22 protein-coding genes are annotated in these 22,901 nt (G+C 57.8%); 11 read left to right on the top strand and 11 right to left on the bottom strand.

Annotation, left to right across the window (positions count from 1 at the left end; translation table 11 throughout):
• Nucleotides 1–260: 260 nt before the first annotated feature.
• The 3 genes from LEP6406_RS26060 to LEP6406_RS0200565 all read right to left on the bottom strand — a co-directional run bounded on the left by LEP6406_RS26060 (nucleotide 261) and on the right by LEP6406_RS0200565 (nucleotide 3,322).
• Nucleotides 261–734 (bottom strand): ribosomal protein L7/L12, encoded by a 474-nt coding sequence (locus tag LEP6406_RS26060; protein ID WP_008311567.1) that lies wholly within the window; start codon nucleotides 732–734, stop codon nucleotides 261–263.
• A gap of 97 nt (nucleotides 735–831) precedes the next feature.
• Nucleotides 832–2,352, bottom strand: a complete 1,521-nt coding sequence (locus LEP6406_RS0200570) for an FAD-dependent oxidoreductase (protein WP_008311565.1) — start codon at nucleotides 2,350–2,352, stop codon at nucleotides 832–834.
• A gap of 52 nt (nucleotides 2,353–2,404) precedes the next feature.
• Entirely contained in the window at nucleotides 2,405–3,322 is a 918-nt protein-coding gene (locus tag LEP6406_RS0200565; RefSeq protein WP_008311562.1) for a LysR family transcriptional regulator, read from the bottom strand.
• Between the two features lie 130 nt (nucleotides 3,323–3,452).
• Here LEP6406_RS0200565 and LEP6406_RS29870 point away from each other — a divergent pair, with 130 nt between their 5' ends.
• A complete protein-coding gene (locus tag LEP6406_RS29870; RefSeq protein WP_008311560.1) occupies nucleotides 3,453–5,942 on the top strand; it encodes a hybrid sensor histidine kinase/response regulator in 2,490 nt (829 codons plus the stop codon).
• 79 nt (nucleotides 5,943–6,021) lie between these two features.
• Here LEP6406_RS29870 and LEP6406_RS34595 read toward each other — a convergent pair whose 3' ends face one another.
• The 4 genes from LEP6406_RS34595 to LEP6406_RS0200545 form a co-directional block, all read right to left on the bottom strand.
• Complete coding sequence (locus tag LEP6406_RS34595; protein WP_263971224.1) at nucleotides 6,022–6,291, bottom strand: 2OG-Fe(II) oxygenase family protein; 270 nt, start codon at nucleotides 6,289–6,291, stop codon at nucleotides 6,022–6,024.
• Between the two features lie 15 nt (nucleotides 6,292–6,306).
• Entirely contained in the window at nucleotides 6,307–6,948 is a 642-nt protein-coding gene (locus LEP6406_RS26050; protein WP_008311556.1) for an isopenicillin N synthase family dioxygenase, read from the bottom strand.
• 30 nt (nucleotides 6,949–6,978) lie between these two features.
• Complete coding sequence (locus tag LEP6406_RS33270) at nucleotides 6,979–7,368, bottom strand: hypothetical protein (RefSeq protein ID WP_008311554.1); 390 nt, start codon at nucleotides 7,366–7,368, stop codon at nucleotides 6,979–6,981.
• A gap of 243 nt (nucleotides 7,369–7,611) precedes the next feature.
• Nucleotides 7,612–8,436 carry an alpha/beta hydrolase gene (locus LEP6406_RS0200545; RefSeq protein WP_008311552.1) on the bottom strand — a complete coding sequence of 275 codons (825 nt, stop codon included), beginning with the start codon at nucleotides 8,434–8,436 and terminating at the stop codon, nucleotides 7,612–7,614.
• Nucleotides 8,437–8,813: 377 nt separating this feature from the next.
• Here LEP6406_RS0200545 and LEP6406_RS0200540 point away from each other — a divergent pair, with 377 nt between their 5' ends.
• The 3 genes from LEP6406_RS0200540 to hetR all read left to right on the top strand — a co-directional run bounded on the left by LEP6406_RS0200540 (nucleotide 8,814) and on the right by hetR (nucleotide 12,329).
• Complete coding sequence (locus LEP6406_RS0200540) at nucleotides 8,814–10,613, top strand: FAD-dependent oxidoreductase (RefSeq protein ID WP_008311550.1); 1,800 nt, start codon at nucleotides 8,814–8,816, stop codon at nucleotides 10,611–10,613.
• Nucleotides 10,614–10,720: 107 nt separating this feature from the next.
• A complete protein-coding gene (locus tag LEP6406_RS0200535; protein WP_008311547.1) occupies nucleotides 10,721–11,032 on the top strand; it encodes a hypothetical protein in 312 nt (103 codons plus the stop codon).
• Between the two features lie 367 nt (nucleotides 11,033–11,399).
• Entirely contained in the window at nucleotides 11,400–12,329 is a 930-nt protein-coding gene (gene hetR / locus LEP6406_RS0200530) for a heterocyst differentiation master regulator HetR (RefSeq protein ID WP_008311545.1), read from the top strand.
• 604 nt (nucleotides 12,330–12,933) lie between these two features.
• On the opposite strand, the gene LEP6406_RS0200525 is transcribed toward hetR, so the two are convergent.
• Complete coding sequence (locus tag LEP6406_RS0200525) at nucleotides 12,934–13,860, bottom strand: nucleoside hydrolase (protein ID WP_008307848.1); 927 nt, start codon at nucleotides 13,858–13,860, stop codon at nucleotides 12,934–12,936.
• Nucleotides 13,861–13,934: 74 nt separating this feature from the next.
• On the opposite strand from LEP6406_RS0200525, the gene LEP6406_RS0200520 reads away from it, so the two are divergent.
• Nucleotides 13,935–14,960, top strand: a complete 1,026-nt coding sequence (locus LEP6406_RS0200520; protein ID WP_008307846.1) for an S-layer homology domain-containing protein — start codon at nucleotides 13,935–13,937, stop codon at nucleotides 14,958–14,960.
• A 119-nt stretch (nucleotides 14,961–15,079) separates the two neighbouring features.
• On the opposite strand, the gene psaK is transcribed toward LEP6406_RS0200520, so the two are convergent.
• Nucleotides 15,080–15,331, bottom strand: a complete 252-nt coding sequence (gene psaK, locus LEP6406_RS0200515; RefSeq protein ID WP_193364908.1) for a photosystem I reaction center subunit PsaK — start codon at nucleotides 15,329–15,331, stop codon at nucleotides 15,080–15,082.
• A 214-nt stretch (nucleotides 15,332–15,545) separates the two neighbouring features.
• Here psaK and LEP6406_RS0200510 point away from each other — a divergent pair, with 214 nt between their 5' ends.
• The 4 genes from LEP6406_RS0200510 to thiD all read left to right on the top strand — a co-directional run bounded on the left by LEP6406_RS0200510 (nucleotide 15,546) and on the right by thiD (nucleotide 19,531).
• A complete protein-coding gene (locus LEP6406_RS0200510) occupies nucleotides 15,546–15,950 on the top strand; it encodes a hypothetical protein (protein ID WP_008307842.1) in 405 nt (134 codons plus the stop codon).
• 359 nt (nucleotides 15,951–16,309) lie between these two features.
• Nucleotides 16,310–17,137 carry a cell division protein FtsQ/DivIB gene (locus LEP6406_RS26045; protein ID WP_008307840.1) on the top strand — a complete coding sequence of 276 codons (828 nt, stop codon included), beginning with the start codon at nucleotides 16,310–16,312 and terminating at the stop codon, nucleotides 17,135–17,137.
• Between the two features lie 450 nt (nucleotides 17,138–17,587).
• On the top strand, nucleotides 17,588–18,712 hold the full coding sequence (gene ftsZ / locus LEP6406_RS0200500; RefSeq protein WP_202807503.1) for a cell division protein FtsZ: 1,125 nt from the start codon (nucleotides 17,588–17,590) through the stop codon (nucleotides 18,710–18,712).
• 3 nt (nucleotides 18,713–18,715) lie between these two features.
• Nucleotides 18,716–19,531 carry a bifunctional hydroxymethylpyrimidine kinase/phosphomethylpyrimidine kinase gene (thiD, locus tag LEP6406_RS0200495; RefSeq protein WP_008307836.1) on the top strand — a complete coding sequence of 272 codons (816 nt, stop codon included), beginning with the start codon at nucleotides 18,716–18,718 and terminating at the stop codon, nucleotides 19,529–19,531.
• Nucleotides 19,532–19,565: 34 nt separating this feature from the next.
• Here thiD and LEP6406_RS32510 read toward each other — a convergent pair whose 3' ends face one another.
• Nucleotides 19,566–19,769, bottom strand: coding sequence for a hypothetical protein (locus LEP6406_RS32510; RefSeq protein WP_008307834.1), 204 nt, complete (start codon nucleotides 19,767–19,769; stop codon nucleotides 19,566–19,568).
• Between the two features lie 398 nt (nucleotides 19,770–20,167).
• Between LEP6406_RS32510 and gloB the strand changes: the two genes are divergently transcribed.
• On the top strand, nucleotides 20,168–20,941 hold the full coding sequence (gloB, locus tag LEP6406_RS0200485) for a hydroxyacylglutathione hydrolase (protein WP_027268712.1): 774 nt from the start codon (nucleotides 20,168–20,170) through the stop codon (nucleotides 20,939–20,941).
• A 333-nt stretch (nucleotides 20,942–21,274) separates the two neighbouring features.
• On the opposite strand, the gene LEP6406_RS32505 is transcribed toward gloB, so the two are convergent.
• Nucleotides 21,275–21,412, bottom strand: a complete 138-nt coding sequence (locus LEP6406_RS32505) for a hypothetical protein (RefSeq protein WP_155834599.1) — start codon at nucleotides 21,410–21,412, stop codon at nucleotides 21,275–21,277.
• Nucleotides 21,413–22,062: 650 nt separating this feature from the next.
• Between LEP6406_RS32505 and rsmA the strand changes: the two genes are divergently transcribed.
• Nucleotides 22,063–22,901 (top strand): 16S rRNA (adenine(1518)-N(6)/adenine(1519)-N(6))-dimethyltransferase RsmA (gene rsmA / locus LEP6406_RS26040; RefSeq protein ID WP_071992179.1); only part of this gene is annotated, 839 nt, incomplete at its 3' end.

Genomic DNA, 22,901 nt, shown 5'->3' with positions numbered 1-22,901 from the left:
TGACCGATGTTGGGGTGTATAACCTAACGGCATTCAAGAAAGGCGTTGGCGAAGCCACTCCCAGGGAGTTAGCCTGCCCGGAGGGCTTTGGGGGAGTGGGGTGGAGGGTGAGGGGTGAAGGGTGAGGGGTGAAGACGGAAGCCAGAAGCCAGTACTCCCTAGCTCCTCCCTCCTGACTCCTTCCTCCCCCCTCCTCCCCAGAAGAGTTGTCCCACTTTGAGTTGATCCCCAAAAGGAATTCTTCGTCTTTGGAGACAGTCTCAAGCGCGATGGTCCGGGACCGGCCCGAAGGGGCCATCGCGGTCAATCTTTTCCACAAATTCCTTGGACTGCTTAAGCCCCCACCCAGTCTGGGTGCGAACCTGCTTGATGGCCTCAATTTTGCGTTGATTTTGCAATAATTCCCTGACCTGATAGACCAGGGCGCGGGTATCCATCTCCGCCTGCGGATCAGGGGTAATGTCAGTGGGGGGAAAACTGGCGTCTGCTGCGAGGGTATCCACAAACGCTTTCGCTGCTTTCAACCCGAGCCCCCGTTTCTGACGCACTAGCCGAATGGCGGCGATGCGGCCCTGATTTGCCAGGACTTGCCGCAGCCGTTGCTGGAGTTCAGGGTCAGACCAGGGCGTCTGGGTCTCTGGGCTCCCAGCAGCACGATTCTGGAAGACCTGAGTCAGCCAAAATCCTATCCCAAAGGCTGCGATCGCAAGTAGTATCCAGACGCCGATACTCACCTGAAGTCCTCCTCGTTGGGCTTGCTTTTGAACTGTACTGCGAACTGGACTGAAATCGACCGCTGCCGCCGTCCCATAGCGCCTCAGGCTACGGACTTCAGGACCGCCGCCAGTGGCACCAGTTTTCCCCCCAGTCCCGTTGCCAGTGGCCCGGTTGGCTGCGATCGCGCCGCCACTGATCCGCCGTTATCTGGACCTGGGCCATGAGGCTGTCAGGAAGAGTCGGCAGGGTCGCCAAGGTTTGGATACTGAGCTTCTGCGCCAGTGCCAAGGCCAACACCGCCACCAGTTCCCGCGCCTCCGGCCCCACCAAATGGGCACCCAGCAGCAGCCCCCGGCGGTGGAGCACCAACTTGCAAAACCCCGTGGGGTCGCCGCGCCAATGGGCCGGGGCATGGTGATCCCAAGGGGTCGTGTAAACCTGCACTGAGGCTCCATAGCGCCGTCGGGCCTGGGGTTCCGTCAGCCCCACCCGCCCCATCTCTGGTGTCGTCGGCAGGCCATAGGGAACTATCCCGTAGTCCACAGAACGCCGGGGCCAGAACAGGGCATTTTCCACCGCCACCGCCGCTTCATAGTGGTGGACAGCCGCTAGATCGTAGCCCCCCAGAGCGCTGCCACAGGCGTAGATGGCGGGGTTAATCGTCTGGAGATAGCGGTTTACCCGCAGCCCCTGCCGTCCCACCGTCAGCCCCACTGCTGCCAGGTTCACCGCCTCCAGCGAGGGGCGGGGGGCGGTCGCCAGCAGCAGCACAGTGCCGTGGAGGATTTGATCCTGGAGGTGAACTTGGACACCGTCGGTTCCCGGTGCCACCTTCTGGGGGGTCGCTCCGAGATACACCGCCACCCCCGCTGCCATCAGTTGGGCGGTCACCCCCTGATCTACAGCGGGATCTTCTTCCGGTAGCACGTTAGGGGCCGGGGTCACGAGGGCGACTTGGGTGCCCCAGTGGGTCAAGGCTTGGGCCAGGGCCACCCCTTCAGGACTGCTGCCCAGAATCACGACGGCGGCGGGGGGCGCTGGCAAGCTCACGAACTGAGCGGGCGTCAGGTAGGGAATCGTAGTTTCCCCCAGAAAGGCCGGGGGGCGCGGCTCCCCCGCGAGGGCAATGAGAACGCGCCGGGTCGAGAGTCGCCGCTCGGCAACGGCAACCGTCAGGGGGCGACCGGGTTGTAATTGTCCCGTGTCTGGCAGAATGTCCACCCCCAACTGGGTCAGGTCCGTTGGGGTGGGGGCGGCGGGGAGGGCAGCAATCAAGCTAGACCAGTGCTGAACTTCGCTCCAGGCCGTGCCCCAAGTCGTAGACGGCAAATCTGAAGGCACGATGGTCTCAGACCCGTCTTGGGCTGTTGCCCCCATTTGGCCAATCCACTGGGCTTGTTGCCGCCAACGGCTACCCCAGATCAGTCCCTGGATCTGGCGGTGGGATGACCTGTCCCCATTCCCCTGTTGGACCCAGGCGACTCGTGCCCCCCATCGAGCCGCCTGCTGGGCCGCGATCGCGCCAGCGGTAGATCCGCCTAAAACCACCAAATCGTAGTCAACCCCCATGACCCCCAAGTTGTCTCCCTCCAAATTAACCCGCAGCTCCCTTAAGGCGAAACCCTTGCCGTTCATGGGGTGCAATTCTGCAAGGGACGAAAAGCTTTTCGTCCCTTGCAGAATTACCTTAAGTTTGCAGTGCCAGTTCCGACTCAGACCAAACCTGCTTGAGCAGATCCATAAAGGCGTAAACCGGAGGGGGTAGCAACGCCTCCGAGAGCTGAATCACGCCGATCACCCGCTCTAGTTCTCCCGGCAACTCCACCACCGTCAGATCGGGGGGGATGGGCTCCGCCGCCAGCTTGGCCATAATCGTCATGCCCAGCCCCTGTTGTACCAAGCTGATAATGGTGGAGTCTTCCCGCACTTCATAGGCTGGGGTCAAAACGTAGCCTGCTTTGGTGAAGTAGCGCTCAATCAGCTCACGGCAGCAGTCCCCTGGGGGCGCTGTAATGATGGGGGTTTGGGTCAGGGTTTGCCAACTGACAGGGCTGACGATTTTCGTCTGGGGTGGAAAGAGCGCCACATAGCGATCGCGCAACAGTTCCCAGGCGTCAAACTCTGAGGTGGTAGGGAGATAGGTAAAGCCCACATCGGCCCGACCATGGCGCACCTCTGCCTCCACTTGATGGTAGTGGTGGGACTCATCAATGGTGACGGACAGGTCTGGGTAGGTGCTACGAAATTTGCGAATCACCTCCGGCAGAACATGGGTGGCAACGCTACGAAATCCGGCGATCCGCACCTGTCCTTGGTGGAGCCCCCGCGATTGTTGGGCCATCCGCCCCATGGTGTCTAAGGATTGCAGAATGCGGCGGGCTTCTTGGGTAATCTGTTGGCCTAGGGGGGTGAGGGCAGCTCCCTGACGACCCCGGTTGAGCAATACCACCCCCAACTCTTCTTCTAAAGTTGCGATCGCGTGGCTGATGGCAGACTGGGACAGTTCTAGATACAGGGCTGCATCGCTAAAGGTACCCGTGTCCGCAATGGTCACTAAGGCCCGCAGTTGGGAGGTTTTAATCCGATAGGGGTTAATCTCGCCCATGTCGTTGACGGCACCCGGTTTTTATCCTCCCATCATAGACGGGGAATCTGACAGAAATACCGGCCTCCCCTTCTGCTTAAGGCACTATAGACACAAGCTCGCTACCGCTCCTGTTGGCAATAGATTCCCCATGGCAAAACCCATCATTCTCTGCGTCGATGACGAAATTCTAGTGCTCGCCAGTCTGCGAGATGCCCTTCAGCAGGCCCTAGGGGACAGTTATATGGTGGAGATTGCCGAAAGTGGCGAAGAGGCGATGGAAATCCTTCTGGAGCTGATGCAGAGTGACACCGAAATTCCCCTGGTGATTAGCGATCAGCTGATGCCGGGGCTTAAAGGCCATGAACTGTTGACCCATATCCATCAACAGTCTCCCCGTACCATGAAAATCATGTTGACGGGCCATGCCACCCCTGAGGCCATCGGAGAAGCGGTGAATGGCGCTAACCTTTACCGCTATGTGCCTAAACCCTGGAGCAACAGCCGCCTAGTGTGCATCGTTCAGGAGGCATTAGAGCAGTATTTGCAAGATCAGGAGATCAAGACTGTCAACACGAATTTGGCGGATTTAAATCAGCGCCTAGAGACAGAAATTTCCACTTACGTGGATGCCCTAGAGCGGCGCATCACCCTAGAGCAGGTGATTAATCAAGTATCGCAACGGCTGGTAAATCTTCGCCAAGGTGGAGTGGATGCGGGAATTCAGGACGCTTTAACTCAACTGGGAGAATGGGCTCGGGTAGATCGGTGCTATCTCTTTTCCCTGGCGGAGGATGGGCAGCGATTTAGCAACACCCATGAATGGTGTGGGCCTGATATTTCCCCTCAGCACGATCACCTGCAAAATCTCCAGACCAGTGAATTCCCTTGGCTTCTGGCACGATTGCGGCAGTTTGATGTGGTGTTAATCCCAGATACCAGCCAGATGCCCCCCGAGGCTGTCGTCGAGCAGGCCGAATTTCAAATGAGAGGCATCCAGTCTCTCCTGTGCGTGCCCATTGTGTTTGAACAGCAGTTGTTTGGCTTTATGGGCTTTGACGCAGTGCGGGCACCTATCCATTGGACCGATGAACAGATCCATGGGCTCCAGGTGATTGGCGAAATTTTGGCCGGTACCCTGTACCGTCAGCAGGCCGCAGCCCAACTTCGAGCGAGTGAAGCGCGCTATCGAGCCATGCTAGAGGCGATTCCCGACTTGATTATCTATGTAAATGCTAAGGGGCGTTATTTAGAGATGGTGCGATCGCCCTCGGTGAATAATCTGGTTCCACCAATAGTCGATCCCGTGGGCAAGACCTTCTCTGAACTACTGCCCTCGGATATGGCTCAGCGCCAGATGGGGGCCGTTATCAAGGCCATTGGCCAGGGCACGGTGCAGGTCTATGAGCAGGTGGTGGAGGTGGAAGACATCCTGCAATATGAGGAGGTGCGGGTGGTGCCCTGTGGCGAAGAGACCGCGCTGATGATGATTCGCAATATTAGCGATCGCAAACAGGCAGAACAGGCACTCCAGCAAAAGTCCCGAGAGTTGAAGCGGGCCAAAGAGGCAGCAGAATCTGCCAACCAGGCTAAAAGTCGGTTTCTCGCCAATATGAGCCACGAACTCCGCACTCCCCTAAACGCCATCCTAGGATTTGCCCAGGTCATGGCTCGGGATTCAGAGTTTCCCCCAGGTCACCGCTCTAGTGTTGAAACCATCCTACGGAGTGGTGATCATCTGTTGTCGTTGATTAATGATGTCCTTGATTTGGCCAAAATTGAGGCGGGCCGGTTGGTCGTGGAAAAGCAGCCTTTTGATCTCCAAGAACTGTTGGAATCCCTCTACGCCCTACTGCACCAACAGGCCGATAGCAAGGGGCTGACCCTCAAACTGGAAATCTCTGCCGACCTGCCTATCTACGTTGTTGCCGATCCCCATCGACTACGCCAGATATTAATTAACCTGCTGGGGAATGCCATTAAATTTACGCCCCAGGGGACAGTGGTTCTACGAGCCACTGCCATGGTCAAAACATCTATGCGCTCATCCCTGTCCATCGGCACGCCCATTTCCCTGCGGTTTGCGGTGATTGATACGGGTATTGGCATTCCCCCTCAGGAACAACAGCAGATTTTCTCAGCCTTTGAGCAGACCCCCTCTAACCCCATGGCTCCCCAAGGGACAGGTCTGGGGCTCACCATTAGTAATCGCTTAGCGGAGTTGATGGGGGGCACGATTACCCTGTGCAGCCAAGTGGGTATGGGCAGCACCTTTAATCTCGTGTTGCCGGCGATGGTAGCAGACCCAGCGGCGGTACAGGCCCGCTCTCCCCTAGAGTATCTGGGTCAGGGGCTAGGGTTGGGGCAAGATCCTAAAACTAGCCACCGAAATAAGCGCACGATAGCCTTGTCTCCCCATCTCCTCCAAGCCTTTGATTCGGCTTGGTTGCAATCTCTCCACCAAGCGGCAATCCTCTGCGATGATACTGCGATCGCAGCCTTGATTCAGCAACTTCCGCTAGAAGAAGAGCAGGTGCGTGCTGGTCTCATCCATTACAACAATGCGTTGCGGCTAGATGTGATCTCAGATCTAGTTGAGGCCGCATTGAACCTGCCCCAACCAGATCCAGCCCTTGAATAGCCCTAACTGGAATAGCCCTAAAGAGACATCAGAAATCCCCCCGTCATAGCAGTTCCCAGTCCGGTAAGGACACAAGCCACTACTGGGCCAACCCAATCTCCTCAAGGCGTTGCTGCAAATAGGCCCCAGCAGTCAGACTGGGGTAGCGGGGAATGCCCCCGGTCCGAACGAGGCAGGCGGGATGGGGCGTAAGGTCCACCTCCGGACGGGGATGAACAAAGAAAGGTAGAGAAAATCGACGCCCGTGTTCCCCCGTAGGATTCACCACCCGATGGGTTGTGCTTGGGAACAGGCCATTGGTGAAGTTTTGCAGCATATCCCCCGTATCCACAATGATCTGGCCGGGAATCGCCTCAATCGGTAGCTAGGTGCCATCCGCTTGCAGTAACTCCAGCCCCGATGTCGTCGCCTCACAGAGTAGGGTGATCAGATTAATATCCTCGTGGGGGGCTGACCGCAGGCTGTTGGCGTGGGCCGTTGTGGGTATCGGAGGATAGTGAATCACCCGCAGCAGCGTCGGGCTACCGTCAGTAATCTGGCAGAGGCGATCCGCTGGCAGATTGAGGTAGCGGGCACAGGCCGCCAGCAGGGTTTGGGCACAGGTTTCTAGCTGGTGAAACAGAGCCGTCATGGTGGTGGCAAAGGCGGGCACCTCCGTTGGCCAGAGGTTAGCGGGCTCTGCTGTTTCCCGACCAATGTGCCAAAACTCCTTCAAGTCTGGATAGGGGGAATCCTTGGCATGTTCGCGGCCAAAGTGGGTAAAGCCGCGTTGTCCGTGGAGATCGGACACCTCGTAGCGTGTCTTCACCGTCTCCGGAAGCGTGAAGACCGCCTCAGCAGCGGCATAGGCCGCCGCAATCAGACTCCGATCCACCCCATGATCCTCTAGGGCAAAGAAACCCAGGGTTTCTAGCGCCTGCCCCAGAGCCTCCACAAACTGGGCCTGTTCGGCGGGGCTGCCCTGACAAAATTGACTCAATCGCAGTACGGGAATAGTTTGGGCCATGATGGTCAGTCCAGAAAAATACAGTCAATCCTAAAGACTTCTTTTCTTTAAATATTTTATCACTACAATGATTGCCAAAAATACACCGCAAAAGAGCACGGATAATGCCGTTTCTTCGATTTTTGGTGATATGAATATGATGAAATTTTGATCCTTAATTAAGGCGGAGAAACTAGAGACACAAAAGGGCATCAGATATAGCCTAAAGGTTTGCCAATGATCTGCATTTCCCTTCTTGTTAGGGGCAACACTCAACATTAGCCCCGTTCCAATGACAGCACTGATGCCTATTGAATTGATCCATATCTTTAGTGAGGGATCAAAATAGAAATAAACGACGGCAAGATACCAAATGAGATAGCACCATAAAATCGCCTTGTCTAATTTTATTTCGTAAAGATAATGAATCAAGCGTCTCATATATATAGCGGTTCTCCCTCGGGTTAACGACAGACAAGGGGCTTAAGACCCTTGTTCGCCGAAGTGTCATTAAGTTGAGATATCCTTCATACATTAGGGAACCGCTATATAGCAATCCTGTATGAACTTTGAGCAAGCATCTTCGTGGGTTTTATGCTGGCGGAGACGCTGCGCGAACACGGTTCAACCAACGCTACGACGACCTTCATGAATCAAATAGAATTCCATGGACTCTGCCTTGAACTACTCTTGGATGGCGATAAGATCTTGAAAAGAGAGTAGAGCGTGTTGATGGCGATCGCCCGCAACCCAAGTGAAATCATTATGGCCCGCACCCTCAACCCACAGTGCCATCTTCGGCTCGGATGCAGCCTCATATAGAGTTTGACCATGGTGCATGGGGATAGTGTCATCCGCTTGACCATGCATTACGAGGACAGGGCAGTTAACCTGGGACAGTCTGCTCAGGTTCGGAAACTTGTCGAAGGGGAGGAGGGGTACAGGAACAACAACGCGAAAGATAGAGGTAAATGAGCTTTCCAGGATCAATCCCGCCACCTCGTATCGCGTAGCCAGTTGCGTTGCCGATCCGCTTCCCACCGATCGACCGTAGACAATAATGTGCTCAGGTGGGACATGAAGCTGCTGGGTCAAATAGGTGTAGGCGGCTTCAGCATCTTGATAGGCATTGCGCTCACTGGGATGGCCATCGCTAGTACCGTAGCCCCGGTAGTCGTAGGCAAAAATGCTAAATCCCCAACTCTGTAGACGCTCTAAAAGAGGTGCAACATCCCCTAGGTCTTCGGCATTGCCATGGATGTAGAGCAGCGTATAGGTGGCATCAGGGTTAGACAGGTATCGGGCTGAGATCTGCTCCTCAGCCGTGACTGGGAGCTTGATGATGTCTCCACTATCGTCGTAGCTGGCGGGCTGGGGCAAGAAAATCATGCTGTCTGCCCGAAAGAAGACGTACAGCGCCAAGAATCCGTAAATAAACAGCAGCGATCGCACCAGTCTTGCCCAACTGAGTTCCCCGATCAGCAGCTTTCTTAGGCGGGTCTTATCCATGGGCAACTGATGCCGGTAGGGTGGTTGCCATCATTATAAGGAGCCTGCTTGTCGGATTATCGTTTTAACCGCAATTCCAAGACAACCATTGAGGCCCAGTTGGGATGTTGCGCCTAATCTCATATCTGGAAAGCTACAACGTTTACGCTATGCCGAGGAATTACCAGTCAACTCAGTCGTCTTCCACTGTATCTGCTCAATGAGATTACTCGGTTATAGGTTTGAATCTGCTATCTTCAAGGATGTACAGAGATGGCGATTCAGTAATCGTACTACACCGGAATGACCCAGTATTTTGGTTTGACTGACAGCGTTGCAGTTACGAATTTTATTTCTGAAAACAAAAATACTACTTATCACATTTATCCAAAGTCTGAATGGAAACGATAGTGGCCGATGTGCTGGTGGTGGGTGGGGGCACCGGGGGCACCGCTGCCGCCCTTCAGGCGGCGCGGCGGGGAGCCCGCACTGTGTTGGTGAGTGATCTGCCCTGGCTGGGGGGCATGTTGACGGCTGCCGGAGTCACCGCCCCCGATGGCAATGAACTGCTGGCTTTCCAGACCGGGCTGTGGGGAGCCTTTTTGCGGGCTTTGGAGCAGCGACAGCCCGGTGGTTTGGACCATGGCTGGGTCAGTTTCTTTACCTATGAGCCTGGGGTGGGGGCGGCGATCTTTGCGGACTGGGTCAAGGCGTTACCGAACTTGCGATGGATTTCGGGGCAATGGCCTCGGGAGGTGCTGCGGCAGCGCGATGGTCTCCGACCTCGAATTCTGGGGGTTCGCTTCGATCGCCTCACCGTCGAAGCGACCATTACTCTCGACGGTACCGAACTGGGAGATCTGCTGGCTCTGGGGGATATTCCCCACCGTTGGGGCTGGGATGATCCGCCCCTAGGGACAGAGCCCAGTGCGCCCCCCCTCCACGATCCCCAGGATCCTCGGTATGCGATGGTGCAGCGCTATCCTGTGCAGGCTCCCACCTGGGTGGTGGTGATGCAGGACTTTGGGGCGGGGGCTACCGCTCCCGCCATTCCGCCGCCGACGGACTACGATCCGGCCCGGTTTGCCGCCGCTTGGGAGGGCTACGGGGCGGCAGCAGGATTGGACTATGGACGGCTGCCGGGAAATCGCTTCATGCTCAACTGGCCCCACCACGGCAATGACTATGGTGTGGGGCTGGACCGATTGATTCAGGGGGAGGCGGCTTGGCGAGAATGGGCCACGGCGGCAATCGCCCACAGTCAGGGCTTTGCCCACTGGATTCAAACCCAACTGGGGCGGCGCTATGGCCTAGCGGCAGAGACCTTTCCTCGCGTGGCGGATCAACTCGGTGGTGGGGCCTTTGCCCTTCAGCCCTACTACCGGGAGAGTCGCCGCTTAGTGGGGCTGACCTCGGTGACGGAGCTGGATATTCTGCCCCAACCAGGGGGCCAGGTAGCGGCTTTGCCCCTGGATGATCAGGGGCGCATGAGTGCGATCGCAATTGGCAACTATCCCAATGATCACCACTATCCCGGCTTCGAGATGCCCCTAGCGCCCAAGGCATTGCACTGGGGGGGCCGCTGGACCGGAACCCCCTTTGCCCTGCCCTATGGGGCGCTGGTTCCCGCTGCGGTGGATGGATTTCTGGTATGCGAGAAAAACCTATCGGTGTCCCACATGGCCAATGGGGCTACGCGGCTTCAGCCCGTCGTGTTGGGGTTGGGGCAGGCGGCGGGGATGGCGGCGGCCCTGTGCATAGAGCAGAACTGCCAGCCTCGGGATTTGCCCGTGGCGGATCTGCAAGCGGCATTGATCAGTGACCCGATTGCCCCAGCCGCGATCGCACCCTTATTTGATCTGTCCCCGCACCATCCTGACTGGAGAGCCTATCAGCAGCGGTACCGGGACCATCCGGACCAGTATCCCGCCGATGGTTATAGCGGCGCAGCCTTGATAGAGGACAGCATTAATCCCAGGCCCCTGAATCCCCTGCTCCCGACCTGGACCGGGACCGTGCAGCAGCCAGAAAACTGCGATCGCTGGCAACTGAAGACCCCCACAGACTGCTGGGAATTGGTCACCCTCTGCCCCCAAGTGAATGCCTGTTTGCCCCAACTACGGTCTGGCCAATCCCTGACGGTGCAGGGCATCCCTAACGCCGCTGGCGGCTGGCTACGGATAGTACGGGTGTTATAGGGGTATCAACGGCCCCTAGATTCCAGCCGGACTGCCCCTGAATCATCCTGACCCCTCCTTCTGTGTCCTGTAACAGGGAATAGCAACACAGAGAGGGGTCTTTTACAATGCTTCATAAACTTCACCCAACCAAGCGCCTTGTTGCCCTTGCCACCTTGGGATACCTGGGTGTAGCTCTGGGACTGTCTGGTTCTGCCATCCTGCCGTTGACCGCCAACCGGGCTGCTGAACAGGCCCAGCATCGGGGCAGCGGTCGCTTGACCAGCTTCCAGCCCACCTCGGTGGCAGAATCCTATGCCCATCGCGGTAGCGGTCGCCTCGGCCAAGAGGATGAGCCCGAAATCCGTGCCACCGTGGCATGGCGGGGCAGTGGTCGGATTTCTAACGATGCTGCCGGGAATCCTCAGGCCAACAGTTAGCGTCTATACCACTGCCGATAGAGGCGATTAGAGGCGATCCCTAGGTCATAGTTCCAGTAATGTCCAGGATTCGGTAATCTCATCGTCTTCCGTCTAGAGACAGGCCCACGGCTCATCCTGTCCCTACCCCCCAGGGAAAAACGGTTCAAAATCGCTTTGTTATCGTTTATATCGTCAAAACTTGAGTTAAGCGGTAGCATCAGAGGCGATTCCGTCGGTAGACTCCCTCAATAATTACCTTACGCTTGCGCCCTTTGGTTTGCTCTAAAACAGTGTTACCGTCAAGTTAACGCAGTGCTTTGAGAGTAGTGCCATTTAGAACGTTTGGGCGATTCCGCATCGACGGTACTTTGGATTCTCGAAAGCTATGTTGAATGCGCATTCCTCCGTCAGTAACGATATGGATTTAGTTCGCCAGCTCAGTCCCAGCGCCATGGACCAGATCATGCTGTATCTGGCCTTTAGTGCCATGCGCACAGGCGGTCATCGCCACGGGGCATTTCTCGATGCAGCGGCGAGTGCTGCTAAATGCGCCATTTATTTAACCTATCTGGAGCAGGGGGAAAACCTGCGCATGACGGGACACCTGCACCACATTGAGCCTAAGCGGGTGAAAGCCATTGTGGAAGAGGTGCGTCAAGCCCTCACCGAGGGCCGTCTGCTGAAAATGTTGGGGTCTCAGGAGCCCCGCTATCTGATTCAGTTTCCCTATGTGTGGCTAGAGCGCCATCCCTGGATGCCGGGGCGGTCACGGGTACCGGGCACCAACCTGACCCCAGAGGAAAAGCGCCACATTGAGGCTAAACTCCCTAGCAATCTGCCGGATGCAACGCTGATCACCTCTTTCCACTTCATGGAGCTAATCGAGTTTCTCCATGAACGCTCCCAGGAGGATTTCCCCAAGGATCGGCAGGCTCCCCTCAGCGAAGCCCTAGCAGAGCACATTCGTCGCCGACTGATCTACTCCGGCACCGTCAGCCGCATTGACTGTCCCTGGGGCATGCCCTTTTATGCCTTGATGCGACCCTCCTATTCTCCGGTGGCGGAGGAGGAGCGCACCTACATCATGGTGGAGGACACGGCTCGATATTTCCGCATGATGCGGGAGTGGGCGGAGCGCCAAGGCAAAACGATCCGCATCCTAGAGGAATTGGATATCCCGGCGGAGAAACTGGAAAGCGCGATCGCAGATCTGGATGAAACGATCCGGGCCTGGGCCGACCGCTACCACCAAGCCAACGGCATCCCCATGGTGTTGCAGATGGTGTTGGGACAGCAGCAACCCGAAGAGGACTGAAGGGTATCAACGTAAGCCGAAAGAATATTGGTTCCGAGGGAGTTAGGAGTCAGGAGTAAGTTTCGTAGGGTGCATAGTTTCGTAGGGTGCATAGCGCTAAGGCGCGGCTTCGCCCACGCGAAGCAATGCACCGCAGAGATGCCGCGCCAGATGCAGGGTGGAGGGGTAGGGGCGCGGTTTCCGCGCCCAATGCAGGATGTCGTCGCCCAATGCAGGAATGTCGCCGTAGGGGCGGGTTTGGCTCGTGTTGGCCGGGACATCCAGAATGGGAGGCTCAAAACCCGCCCTGCCCGGTGGGCGGGTGACCGATATTGATCTGGATCCGTAGGGGCAATCCCTTGCCTGCCCTGTTCGCGTAGCGGCTCCGGAGGAGCAACATAGTCGTAGGGTGGTTGCCCTTGTTGCCGGGTGACCGATATTGGGGGGGATAGGGGCGCGGTTTCCGCGCCCAATGCAGGATGTCGTCGCCCAATGCAGGAATGTCGCCGTAGGGGCGGGTTTGGCTCGTGTTGGCCAGGAAATCCAGAATGGGAACCTCAAAACCCGCCCTGCCCGGTGCCGGGAAATCCTGATGGTGGGCTGTTCTTTAATTAATTGCACCTCCCTAAGGGCTGGCTAAGTGCTGAAGAATCAGGGCGTAGACACCATCAGCATCCACCTGATCGATGACGTTGACGGGGGGGCAATGGGGGGGCAGGGTACGGCGGTTGACCACAGTTTGGCCTAGGGTCAGGGGGCTGTCGGTTTCAACGGTTACCTGGGCAGAGTAGCCCGAGAAAAGGTTGGGTTGTAGCAGATAGGCAATGACGCAGGGATCATGGAGGGGGGCTCCGGGAAGGCCGAGGATTTCGCGATCGCGGTTGCCATAGTAGGTGAGTAAATCGGCGGCGATGGTGCTGACGGGATTGCCAAGGGCGCGGATGCGGGCTAAACGGTCGGGGGTGGTCAAAACCTGGTGGGTCACATCCAGGCTGATCAAGGTGATGGGCACACCGGCTTCAAAGACGACCCGCGCCGCGTGGGGATCGGCGTAGAGGTTGAACTCCGCTACCGGCGTGACATTACCCTGGGCGATCCCACCTCCCATCATCACGACTTCAGTGACATGGGTCAAAATATCGGGACACTGGACTACGGCGGCGGCAAGATTGGTTAATGGCCCCAGGGTGGCCAGGGTGATTGGCCTGGGTGACTGGGTGAGGGCGTCCATGAGGTAGGCGACGCCGTGCTGGGCTTGCAAGGGCACGGTGGGCTCTGGCAGGGTCGCGCCCTCCAGCCCCGTAATGCCGTGGATCGCTTCGGCGGTAATCGGGGATCGCACTAAGGGCCGAGGGCAACCGGCGTATACGGGGACATCTTCCCGGCCCATCAGGGTGCAGAGTTTGCGGGCGTTGGCTTGGGTCAAGGCTAGGGGCACATTCCCCGCTACGGTGGTGATGGCTTTAAGGTCTAGGGCTGTACTGCTGAGGGCCACCATCAGCGCGATCGCATCATCCACACCGGGATCACAGTCAATAATTACCTCAATCATCACAGGTATCCCCCGTGCGCTAGCGTGAAACAGGGACCATCACCGCCCCCCGTGGATAGATGTAGGGAAAGACTATGGCCAGGGTTAGGACAACAGCCACCGCGATCGCGATTTTGCTGGCTCATCTTTTAGGAGGATGTGCGGGCAGTTCCCTGGGGGATGCGGTCCAGCGCTCCCTAGAAGCCGATTCCCAACTGGCGGAGACTCCCCCCTTCGGCATCACCCCGGCCTCTACGCCAAATATTGACACGGTGGAATCTGAGGACCAGGGCGACGCTAACCCCACCGCAACGACCGCTAGCTCGACCTCTGATAACGACGATTCTGAAGGCCAGTCCCTTGCCCCCCAGCCAGGAGATGCCAACTTTATTGGTCCTGTACTCCCTGCGGGTCCACTCTCACCCTCCCTAGAGACAGTGACCGGCAAGGGGCCAAACCTAGACGTGATTCCAGAGGATCTCAGATCCTACGTCGCGGACTTGATCGCCTTGGACCCCGACCTATTGAAAGGGGACGCAACCTGGGGAGAAGATGGAGTGGACTTTTTTACCCAGCCCATCAGCCGTCGGGAATATGCCCGCTGGCTGTTTGCCCTAAACAATCAATTTCACCAAGACGCTGCTGCCAAGCGTATCCGGGGGGGAAACCGCAGCGACAAACCCGCGTTTCAAGATGTGCCCCCCGAGGATCCAGACTTTGCCGCCATTCAAGGACTGGCAGCGGCGGGCATTATCCCCAGTGCTCTGACGGGTAATAGTACCGCCGTCACCTTTCGCCCCGACGCTCCCCTAACGCGGGAAACCTTGGTGCTGTGGAAGGTACCCCTAGACACCCGTGCCACCCTGCCCACCACCACACCGGAGGCCGTTACCCAGACCTGGGCCTTTCAGGATGTCAACACGATTGAACCCCTGGCGCTACGGGCGATCGCGGCGGACTTTCAACTGGGGGATTTTGCCAATATTCGTCGCGCCTTTGGCTACACCACCTTACTGCAACCCCAAAAGGCGGTGACCCGATCTGAGGCCGCCGCTGCCCTGTGGCGCTTTGGGACCCAAACCGATGGCATCACCGCTCAGGAGATTGCCGATACCCGCTAAGGGGATGGCTACCCAAGACTATTCCACCTAATCGCAGGGGAAGCCTCTAGGGGGAACAACCGTGCGACCCTACAGCCTTTCCCTGCGTCTTATGGGCGTCTTATGGGCGTGCCTATGGCCTAAAGGACGCCTATATTTGCCAGCCCCAGAATGGTGCCAGCACCCAGCAGGTGGCCAAAGGCGGTGGTGCCAATGACCGCCCCCAACCCAAATCCCCCAAAGAGGTCGGGGGAGGGCATAGCCGGACCCACACTAGGATTCTGAATGGTGAATTTGCCGATCGCGATCGCCAACACATTACATAGCACCATCACCACCGCCACCGTCGGGCTCCATTCCAGGGTGTTCGGTACGGCTGCCAACAAAGACATGTAGATCACTGGCTTGTCTCCTTAACCATCTGCGTTCACATCTAGGGGCTATCGTCGCCATTAACCGCCTCATCCCGGCAACCGCGCATCTAGTCCCTTAGGTCACGATTGTTCTCTACTCTGTAAAGCCTTATCCAAGCCTCGTCGTAAGACTTAACAAAAGAGACTGCCCTACAATCAGGACGCGGATCCATGGCGACAGGGAGAAGGAGAGATGGAACGGGGACTGCTTTGGCTACCTCTATTGGGGGTATTCATCTGGCTGGCCTGGGCGGGGTGGAATGAATTCCACAAGCTAGAGGCGTACAAGGTCTGGGCACAGGACTTTGACCGCGCTAAATACGACATTTACGCTGTCCTAGGCCAGTCGGGCTCCACCCTACGTTGGGGACACCCCACTCGCCAAGGTCCGGTAAAGGAGTCCAGTCTAGATTTGACGACGGTGACAGCAATCCGTCTCTACGGCGGCGATCCCCCCCTGCCCGCCAATGCTTCGCTGCCAAGAGGCTGCACCATCTGTCTCCGTCTCACCGATTCCGACGGCGCAGAGTACGATATTCCCTTCACGGATCTAGAGTTGGCGGAGAAGTGGCGGGATTGTCTGGCGGGAGGGATGTGAGGAGGGGGTGAAGGGTAAAGGGTGGGGGGGTGTTTTCCTGGTGCCCTGGCTCTGCCTGGGTTCCCTTTCCGGAGGCTCTGCCTCTCCTGTATTCCGTAGGGGCAATCCCTTGTGGTTGCCCTTGTTGCCGGGTGACCGGTGCTCGTGTGTGGGTAGGTGGGGGTAGGGGCGAGCGGTGCTCGCCCTGCCGGGGAGTGGGGTGTTGAGGTAAATTCCGTAGGGGCGGGTTTAGCCCGTATGTACCGGGTAATTCAGGATGGGAGGCTCAAAACCCGCCCTGCCTGTCGCCGAGTAATCTATTCTTATCAGCCAGCTCAGCCAGATTTCCTGTTGTCCAATCGTCAATCTAACGAGGTCGCATGTCGGAGTTTATCTCCCTTTCTCCAGAAGAATTGGCCACACGCCGTCGGCAACTGCGTCAGCAGCGGCGGCTCCGGGGTCTCCAAACCCTGTGGCGGACGACGGCGGTGTCGGGGCTGGCGGCGGGGGCCTGTTGGCTGCTGGCCCAGCCTTTTTGGTTGATTCAGAGTCCGGCTCAGGTGGTGGTCCAGGGCAACGAGCGCCTCACTGATGAAACCATTCAAACCCTGCTGCCCCTGGACTATCCCCAATCCCTCCTGGCTCTGGAACCAGAGGCGATCGCAGATTTGTTGCGATCGCAGTCTCCCATCACTGAGGCCACAGTGGTCCGACATCTGCTACCCCCTCGGCTAGAAGTATGGGTGCAGGAGCGGCAACTGGTGGCTGTTACCGCCCCCGTTCTCTCCGCCCAGCAGGAGCCCGGACTACTAGACGCTATGGGCAACTGGCTTCCCCAAGCCAGCTTCAGTGCCTTTGTCACCGACTGGCCCCTGCCCACCTTGGTAGTTGAGGGCTATACCCCCGTCTATGAGGGGCAGTGGCGCAGCCTCTATGCCGCCCTTCAGGCCAGCCCCATCACGGTGAACCGATTAGACTGGCGGGATCCCAGCAATTTGATCCTGCACACCAACCAGGGCATCGTTCATCTTGGTCCCTACGAAGCCCATCAGTTTGCTCAGCAGCTCAAAACCTTGGCCCAATTGCGGCCCCTGATGGAGTCGGATCAAGCTCCTCCTCAAGCCTATTTAGACCTCAGCAATCCTGAGCAGCCCGTACTGCAAGGGGCGACCCTAGACACTGGCTCCAGGGATGGCTCCGAGGGATGACTCCGAGTATTCTTAAGGAGACATAAAGGTTGGGTGAATTTTTAAGCAATATGGCGTCATATTTATGAGCCATTTTTGGAATCCCTGAGTACCCTTAAAGCCGAAGCAAATCTTCGATTAACGACGGCCAATCAGGGGCAATTCGGCCCTATTTAGTGGATCCACCCCAGTTTGGCTTTTCTAGGTGAAGTGGCCTATAGTGATTTGAAATTGCTCAGGGTCGGCCCCCTAGACTTCGGTTGCCTGTGCCCAGCGGATGCTATGTCCAACGAAGTGATACCTACAAACCCTGACTCAGACTGTCTTTCAGTCGATGGGCTACAACCTGTTCAGGAGAGTCCTGAAGCATTAGTGTCAACTGATGGTAAGGTAGTCGCTTATTCGACTCCCATAACGAACTCTGGTCACCTTGACAGCCTATCCAGTGGCCGAGGAGTAATGACTGGAGAGATGCTCCTAAACGGTGATACTGTGCCCAGCAACATTGCCAAAATTAAAGTGATCGGCGTCGGTGGTGGCGGGTGTAATGCCGTCAATCGCATGATCAGTAGTGGCGTGTCCGGGATTGAATTTTGGACAGTCAATACGGACGCCCAAGCGTTGGGCAACGTCCATACTGAAAACGCGCTACCCATCGGCCAGAAACTCACTCGGGGTCTTGGGGCCGGGGGCAACCCTGCCATTGGCCAAAAAGCAGCGGAGGAGTCGCGGGATGAGATTGCAGCGGCTTTAGAGGAAGCAGATCTGGTTTTCATCACCGCTGGTATGGGGGGCGGTACAGGGACGGGAGCTGCCCCCATCGTTGCGGAGGTGGCGAAGGAAGCTGGAGCTCTGACGGTAGGCGTAGTGACGCGGCCCTTTACCTTTGAGGGACGGCGACGGACGGCACAAGCAGAAGAGGGCATTAGTGCCTTACAAACCCGTGTCGATACGCTGATCGTTATCCCTAACGACAAGCTGCTATCGGTGATCTCGGAGCAGACCCCGGTGCAAGAAGCTTTCCAGGCGGCGGATGATGTGCTGCGCCAAGGGGTCCAAGGTATCTCTGACATCATCACGATTCCGGGACTGGTAAACGTAGACTTTGCCGACGTGCGAGCGGTTATGGCTGACGCGGGCTCTGCCCTCATGGGTATCGGTATTGGCTCTGGTAAGTCTCGGGCGCGGGAAGCTGCGATCGCAGCTATTTCCTCTCCACTCCTAGAAGCATCCATCGATGGCGCTTCTGGGGCCGTTTTCAACATTACGGGGGGCAGCGATCTCACCCTCCATGAAGTCAATGCTGCCGCTGAGATTATCTACGAAGCGGTAGATCCCAACGCCAACATCATCTTTGGGGCAGTCATTGACGATCGCCTTCAGGGAGAGGTGCGGATCACGGTGATTGCCACCGGATTCAACATTGACAGCCAGCAGATCCGCCAGGAAACAGCGGCCCGGATTACGCCCCTTCAGCGCACCAGCCTGATGTCTCCTCCCCTAGGGAGCAGTAGTAATACGGGAGGGGCTGGCGGCAACAGCGGCACCCTGGACATCCCAGAGTTCTTGCAACGGCGACGGCCCGGTAGTCGCTAAGAGATGGCGGTTGCCTTAACGCCCCCCGTGGCTTTAACGATTGCGGGCTCCGACAGTGGTGGTGGTGCGGGTATCCAGGCGGATCTCCGCACCTTTGCCTTCCATCAGGTCCACGGCACCAGTGCGCTTACCTGCATCACTGCCCAGAATACCTGTGGGGTGACCCGAGTCGATGCCCTCTCCCCAGCAGCGGTGACGGCCCAAATTGAGGCAGTTGTGTCCGATATCGGCGTCCAGGGGATCAAAACGGGGATGCTGCTGAATGCGGGCATTATGGCAGCGGTGGTGGGAAGTCTAAAGTCCTTGGCCTCGGTGCCCCTAGTGGTGGACCCAGTGATGGTGTCCCGCACGGGAGCCCAGTTGATCGATGATGCGGCCATTGATACCCTACGCCAAGCGCTGCTGCCCTTGGCGACGGTGTTGACCCCTAACCGTTACGAAGCTCAGATACTGGCGGGGATCGAGATTCATACCCTGGCGGATATGGAGCAGGCAGCTCGCACGATTCACTCCCTCGGTCCCCAGGCGGTGCTCGTCAAGGGGGGGAGCATGGTGGGGGATCTGCGGGGGGTGGATCTATGGTTCGATGGCCATGAGGCGATTACTCTCCGTACCGAAACCGTGGAGACTACGGATACCCATGGGACGGGTTGTACTCTAGCTGCCGCGATCGCGGCTAATCTTGCCCTCGGCCACAGTCCCCTCGCCGCTACCCAACGGGCCAAGGACTACGTCACTCAAGCACTACACTATGCCCTGCGGCTGGGCCGGGGCCAAGGCCCCGTGGGTCATTTCCATGTTCTTCTGGAGCGCCCATAGGGCTCATAGGGTTTCCCCTGATGCCAACGGAACACTAGTCTACTAAAACCACTTTGCCCTGACGGATGGCATCGAGAAGATGGCTAATTTGGCTGCGATTGCTGGCATCAAGGCTTGGATCCGACAGAAGGGCTGAGGTGAGAGCCAGATGGTCACGGCGACTAATACGCCGTTGCCGCATGGCCTCCTGTATCAACGGAGAGACACCTGCGGGACGATTCTGTGGAACTAATACCATGACGATTGCTCCTAGCCGATGCGGTGGGGCAGCTTCCGACTCCCTGGAATCTAGATCTAGAGCCCCGTCTGGGCCGGTATGGCGTGACTGGGAGAAGAATGCCTGCGGGGATTCTCTAGGTTAGCAAAGATACCTTGGGAATTCCCGTATTGAACACTCTACGGAGATGTGATGGCTCGGCCATCGGCGGAGTTGCGGATCTAGGGTAGGGGCGGGGGAAGGGGATGGGTGGTTCTGCGGAGAGGTTGGGATGCCTACACTGGAGGGGGGAGATGCCTATGGGCTGTTCGGCTGATTGCCCCCAGTTCTGCAAAGGGCGAAAAACAGAGGGCGAAAAGCAGAGGGCGAAAAGCCTTTCGCCCCTACTTGGTATTATTGGGTTACCTGAAATGCTTGTTATGCACATTCACCGTCTCAATGCCCTCTGGGACAACTACATTTTCCTCCTCCATGACCCAGACACTGCGACGGCAGCGGTGGTGGATCCCGCTGAGGCGGAACCTGTGCTGAAAAAGCTGGCGGAATTGGGGGCGACCCTCACCACCATTTTCAACACCCACCACCATGGAGACCATGTGGGGGCTAATCTGGCCCTGTTGCAGCGCTATCCCGAAACGGTGGTCTATGGTGGCGAGAAAGACCGCGATCGCATTCCCGGTCAGCAGGTGTTTCTCAAGTCTGGGGACACTGTCAGCTTTGCCGGACGCAGCGCCCAAGTCTTCTTCGTCCCCGGCCACACCCGCGCCCATATCGCCTATTACTTTCCCCCAGTTCCGGGCAATACCTGGGGAGAACTGTTCTGCGGCGATACCCTCTTTGCCGGGGGGTGCGGGCGGCTGTTTGAGGGGACTCCAGCCCAGATGGTAGATTCCCTGTCAAAACTGCGATCGCTACCCGACACCACCCGCATCTGGTGTGCCCACGAATACACCCTCAGCAATCTAAAATTCGCCCTCACCCTCGAAGCCGAGAACTCCGCCCTGCAAAGCCGGTTTGCCCAAGTCCAAACTGTCCGCCAGCAGGATGGAGCAACGGTGCCCTCAGAATTGGGCCTAGAGAAGCAGACAAACCCCTTTCTCCGTTGGGACCACCCCACCCTAATGGCCATCGCCCACACCCAAGATCCCATCAAGACCTTCGCCCATATTCGTAATCTGAAGGATCAGTTTTAAGGATTACCCGACCCAGCGACACCCTGCATTGGGCACGGAAACCGCGCCCCTACCCCCCACCCCAATATCGGTCACCCGGCAACAAGGGCAACCACCCTACGACTATGTTGCTCCTCCGGAGCCGCTACGCGAACAGGGCAGGCAAGGGATTGCCCCTACGGATCCAGATCAATATCGGTCACCCGCCCACCGGGCAGGGCGGGTTTTGAGCCTCCCATTCTGGATGTCCCGGCCAACACGAGCCAAACCCGCCCCTACGGCAACATCCTGCATTGGGCGACGACATCCTGCATTGGGCGCGGAAACCGCGCCCCTACTCCCCCCCAATATCGGTCACCCGGCAACAAGGGCAACCACCCTACGACTATGTTGCTCCTCCGGAGCCGCTACGCGAACAGGGCAGGCAAGGGATTGCCCCAGATCAATATCGGTCACCCGCAAACTGGGTAGGGCGGGTTTTGCGGTTCCCATTCTGGATGTCCCGGCCAACACGAGCCAAACCCGCCCCTACGGCGACATTCCTGCATTGGGCGACGACATCCTGCATTGGGCGCGGAAACCGCGCCCCTACTCCCCCCCAATATCGGTCACCCGGCAACAAGGGCAACCACCCTACGACTATGTTGCTCCTCCGGAGCCGCTACGCGAACAGGGCAGGCAAGGGATTGCCCCTACGGATCCAGATCAATATCGGTCACCCGCCCACCGGGCAGGGCGGGTTTTGAGCCTCCCATTCTGGATGTCCCGGCCAACACGAGCCAAACCCGCCCCTACGGCAACATCCTGCATTGGGCGACGACATCCTGCATTGGGCGCGGAAACCGCGCCCCTCCTCTCCACCCTGCATCTGGCGCGGCATCTCTGCGGTGCATTGCTTCGCGTGGGCGAAGCCGCGCCTTAGCGCTATGCACCCTACGGGAAATTCAAAATTCAAAACTCAAAACTCAAAACTCCTGCCACCCCATCACCCCTAAGCCCTCCGGGCAGGCTAACTCCCAGGGAGTGGCTTCGCCAACGCCAACACCCCATCACCCCACCCCATCACCGGATTACTGTAGGATTTACCCATCTATCCCAGCCCTCTGCTCCAGTCCTCTGCAATTCAGTCCCGCACCTGAGTCTTGTCCCCATTTCAAGCCCGCCCCCGAAAACGTTTTGGCCAGCACTGGCTGCGCAGTGAGGTGATTCTGGACCGCATTGTGGCGGCGGCGGCGCTGGGCTTGTGCGATCGCGTTTTAGAGATTGGCCCCGGTACGGGCTTGCTGACCCAGCGGCTTATGGCTCAAGCCGGGTCGGTCGTGGCAGTAGAGGTAGATCGAGACCTGTGTCGGCGGCTCCGGAGTCAGTTTGGGGACCGTGAGACCTTTGAGCTGATTGAGGGGGATGTCCTCAAGTTAGACCTGCGGTCGATGCTAGCGGAACAGCCCAGGGACTCCCAGTTCAGGTCTGATCCCCATTCCAGCGCTAATCCCAGTCCCCATAAAGCCAGTCCCCATAAAGCCAGCCCCAATAAAGTTGTCGCCAACATTCCCTATTACATCACTGGCCCGATTTTAGAGCGCCTGCTGGGGACGATTGCCCAGCCCAATCCCTACCCCTTTGAGAGCATCGTGTTACTGGTGCAGCAGGAGGTGGCCCAGCGCCTCTGTGCCCGACCCCACAGCAAAGCTTTTGGAGCTCTCACGGTGCGGGTGCAGTATTTGGCGGATTGCGAAGTCATCTGTCCCGTGCCTGCCAAAGCCTTTCAGCCCCCCCCCAAGGTGGCCTCAGCGGTGGTGCGGCTCACCCCGCGTCCCATCCCCACCCCCGCCCAAAATCCCCAGCTTCTCGCCCAGATTGTTACCCTTGGGTTTGCCAGCAAGCGTAAAATGCTGCGGAATAATCTGGAGGGGCTAATCCCCCGCGATCGCTTACTTCCCCTTCTCGCTGCCCTAGAGATTCCCGAGACAGCCCGAGGCGA

The organism is Leptolyngbya sp. PCC 6406, from assembly GCF_000332095.2.
GTDB lineage: Bacteria > Cyanobacteriota > Cyanobacteriia > Phormidesmidales > Phormidesmidaceae > PCC-6406.
This window is presented reverse-complemented; position numbering and strand designations above follow the sequence as displayed.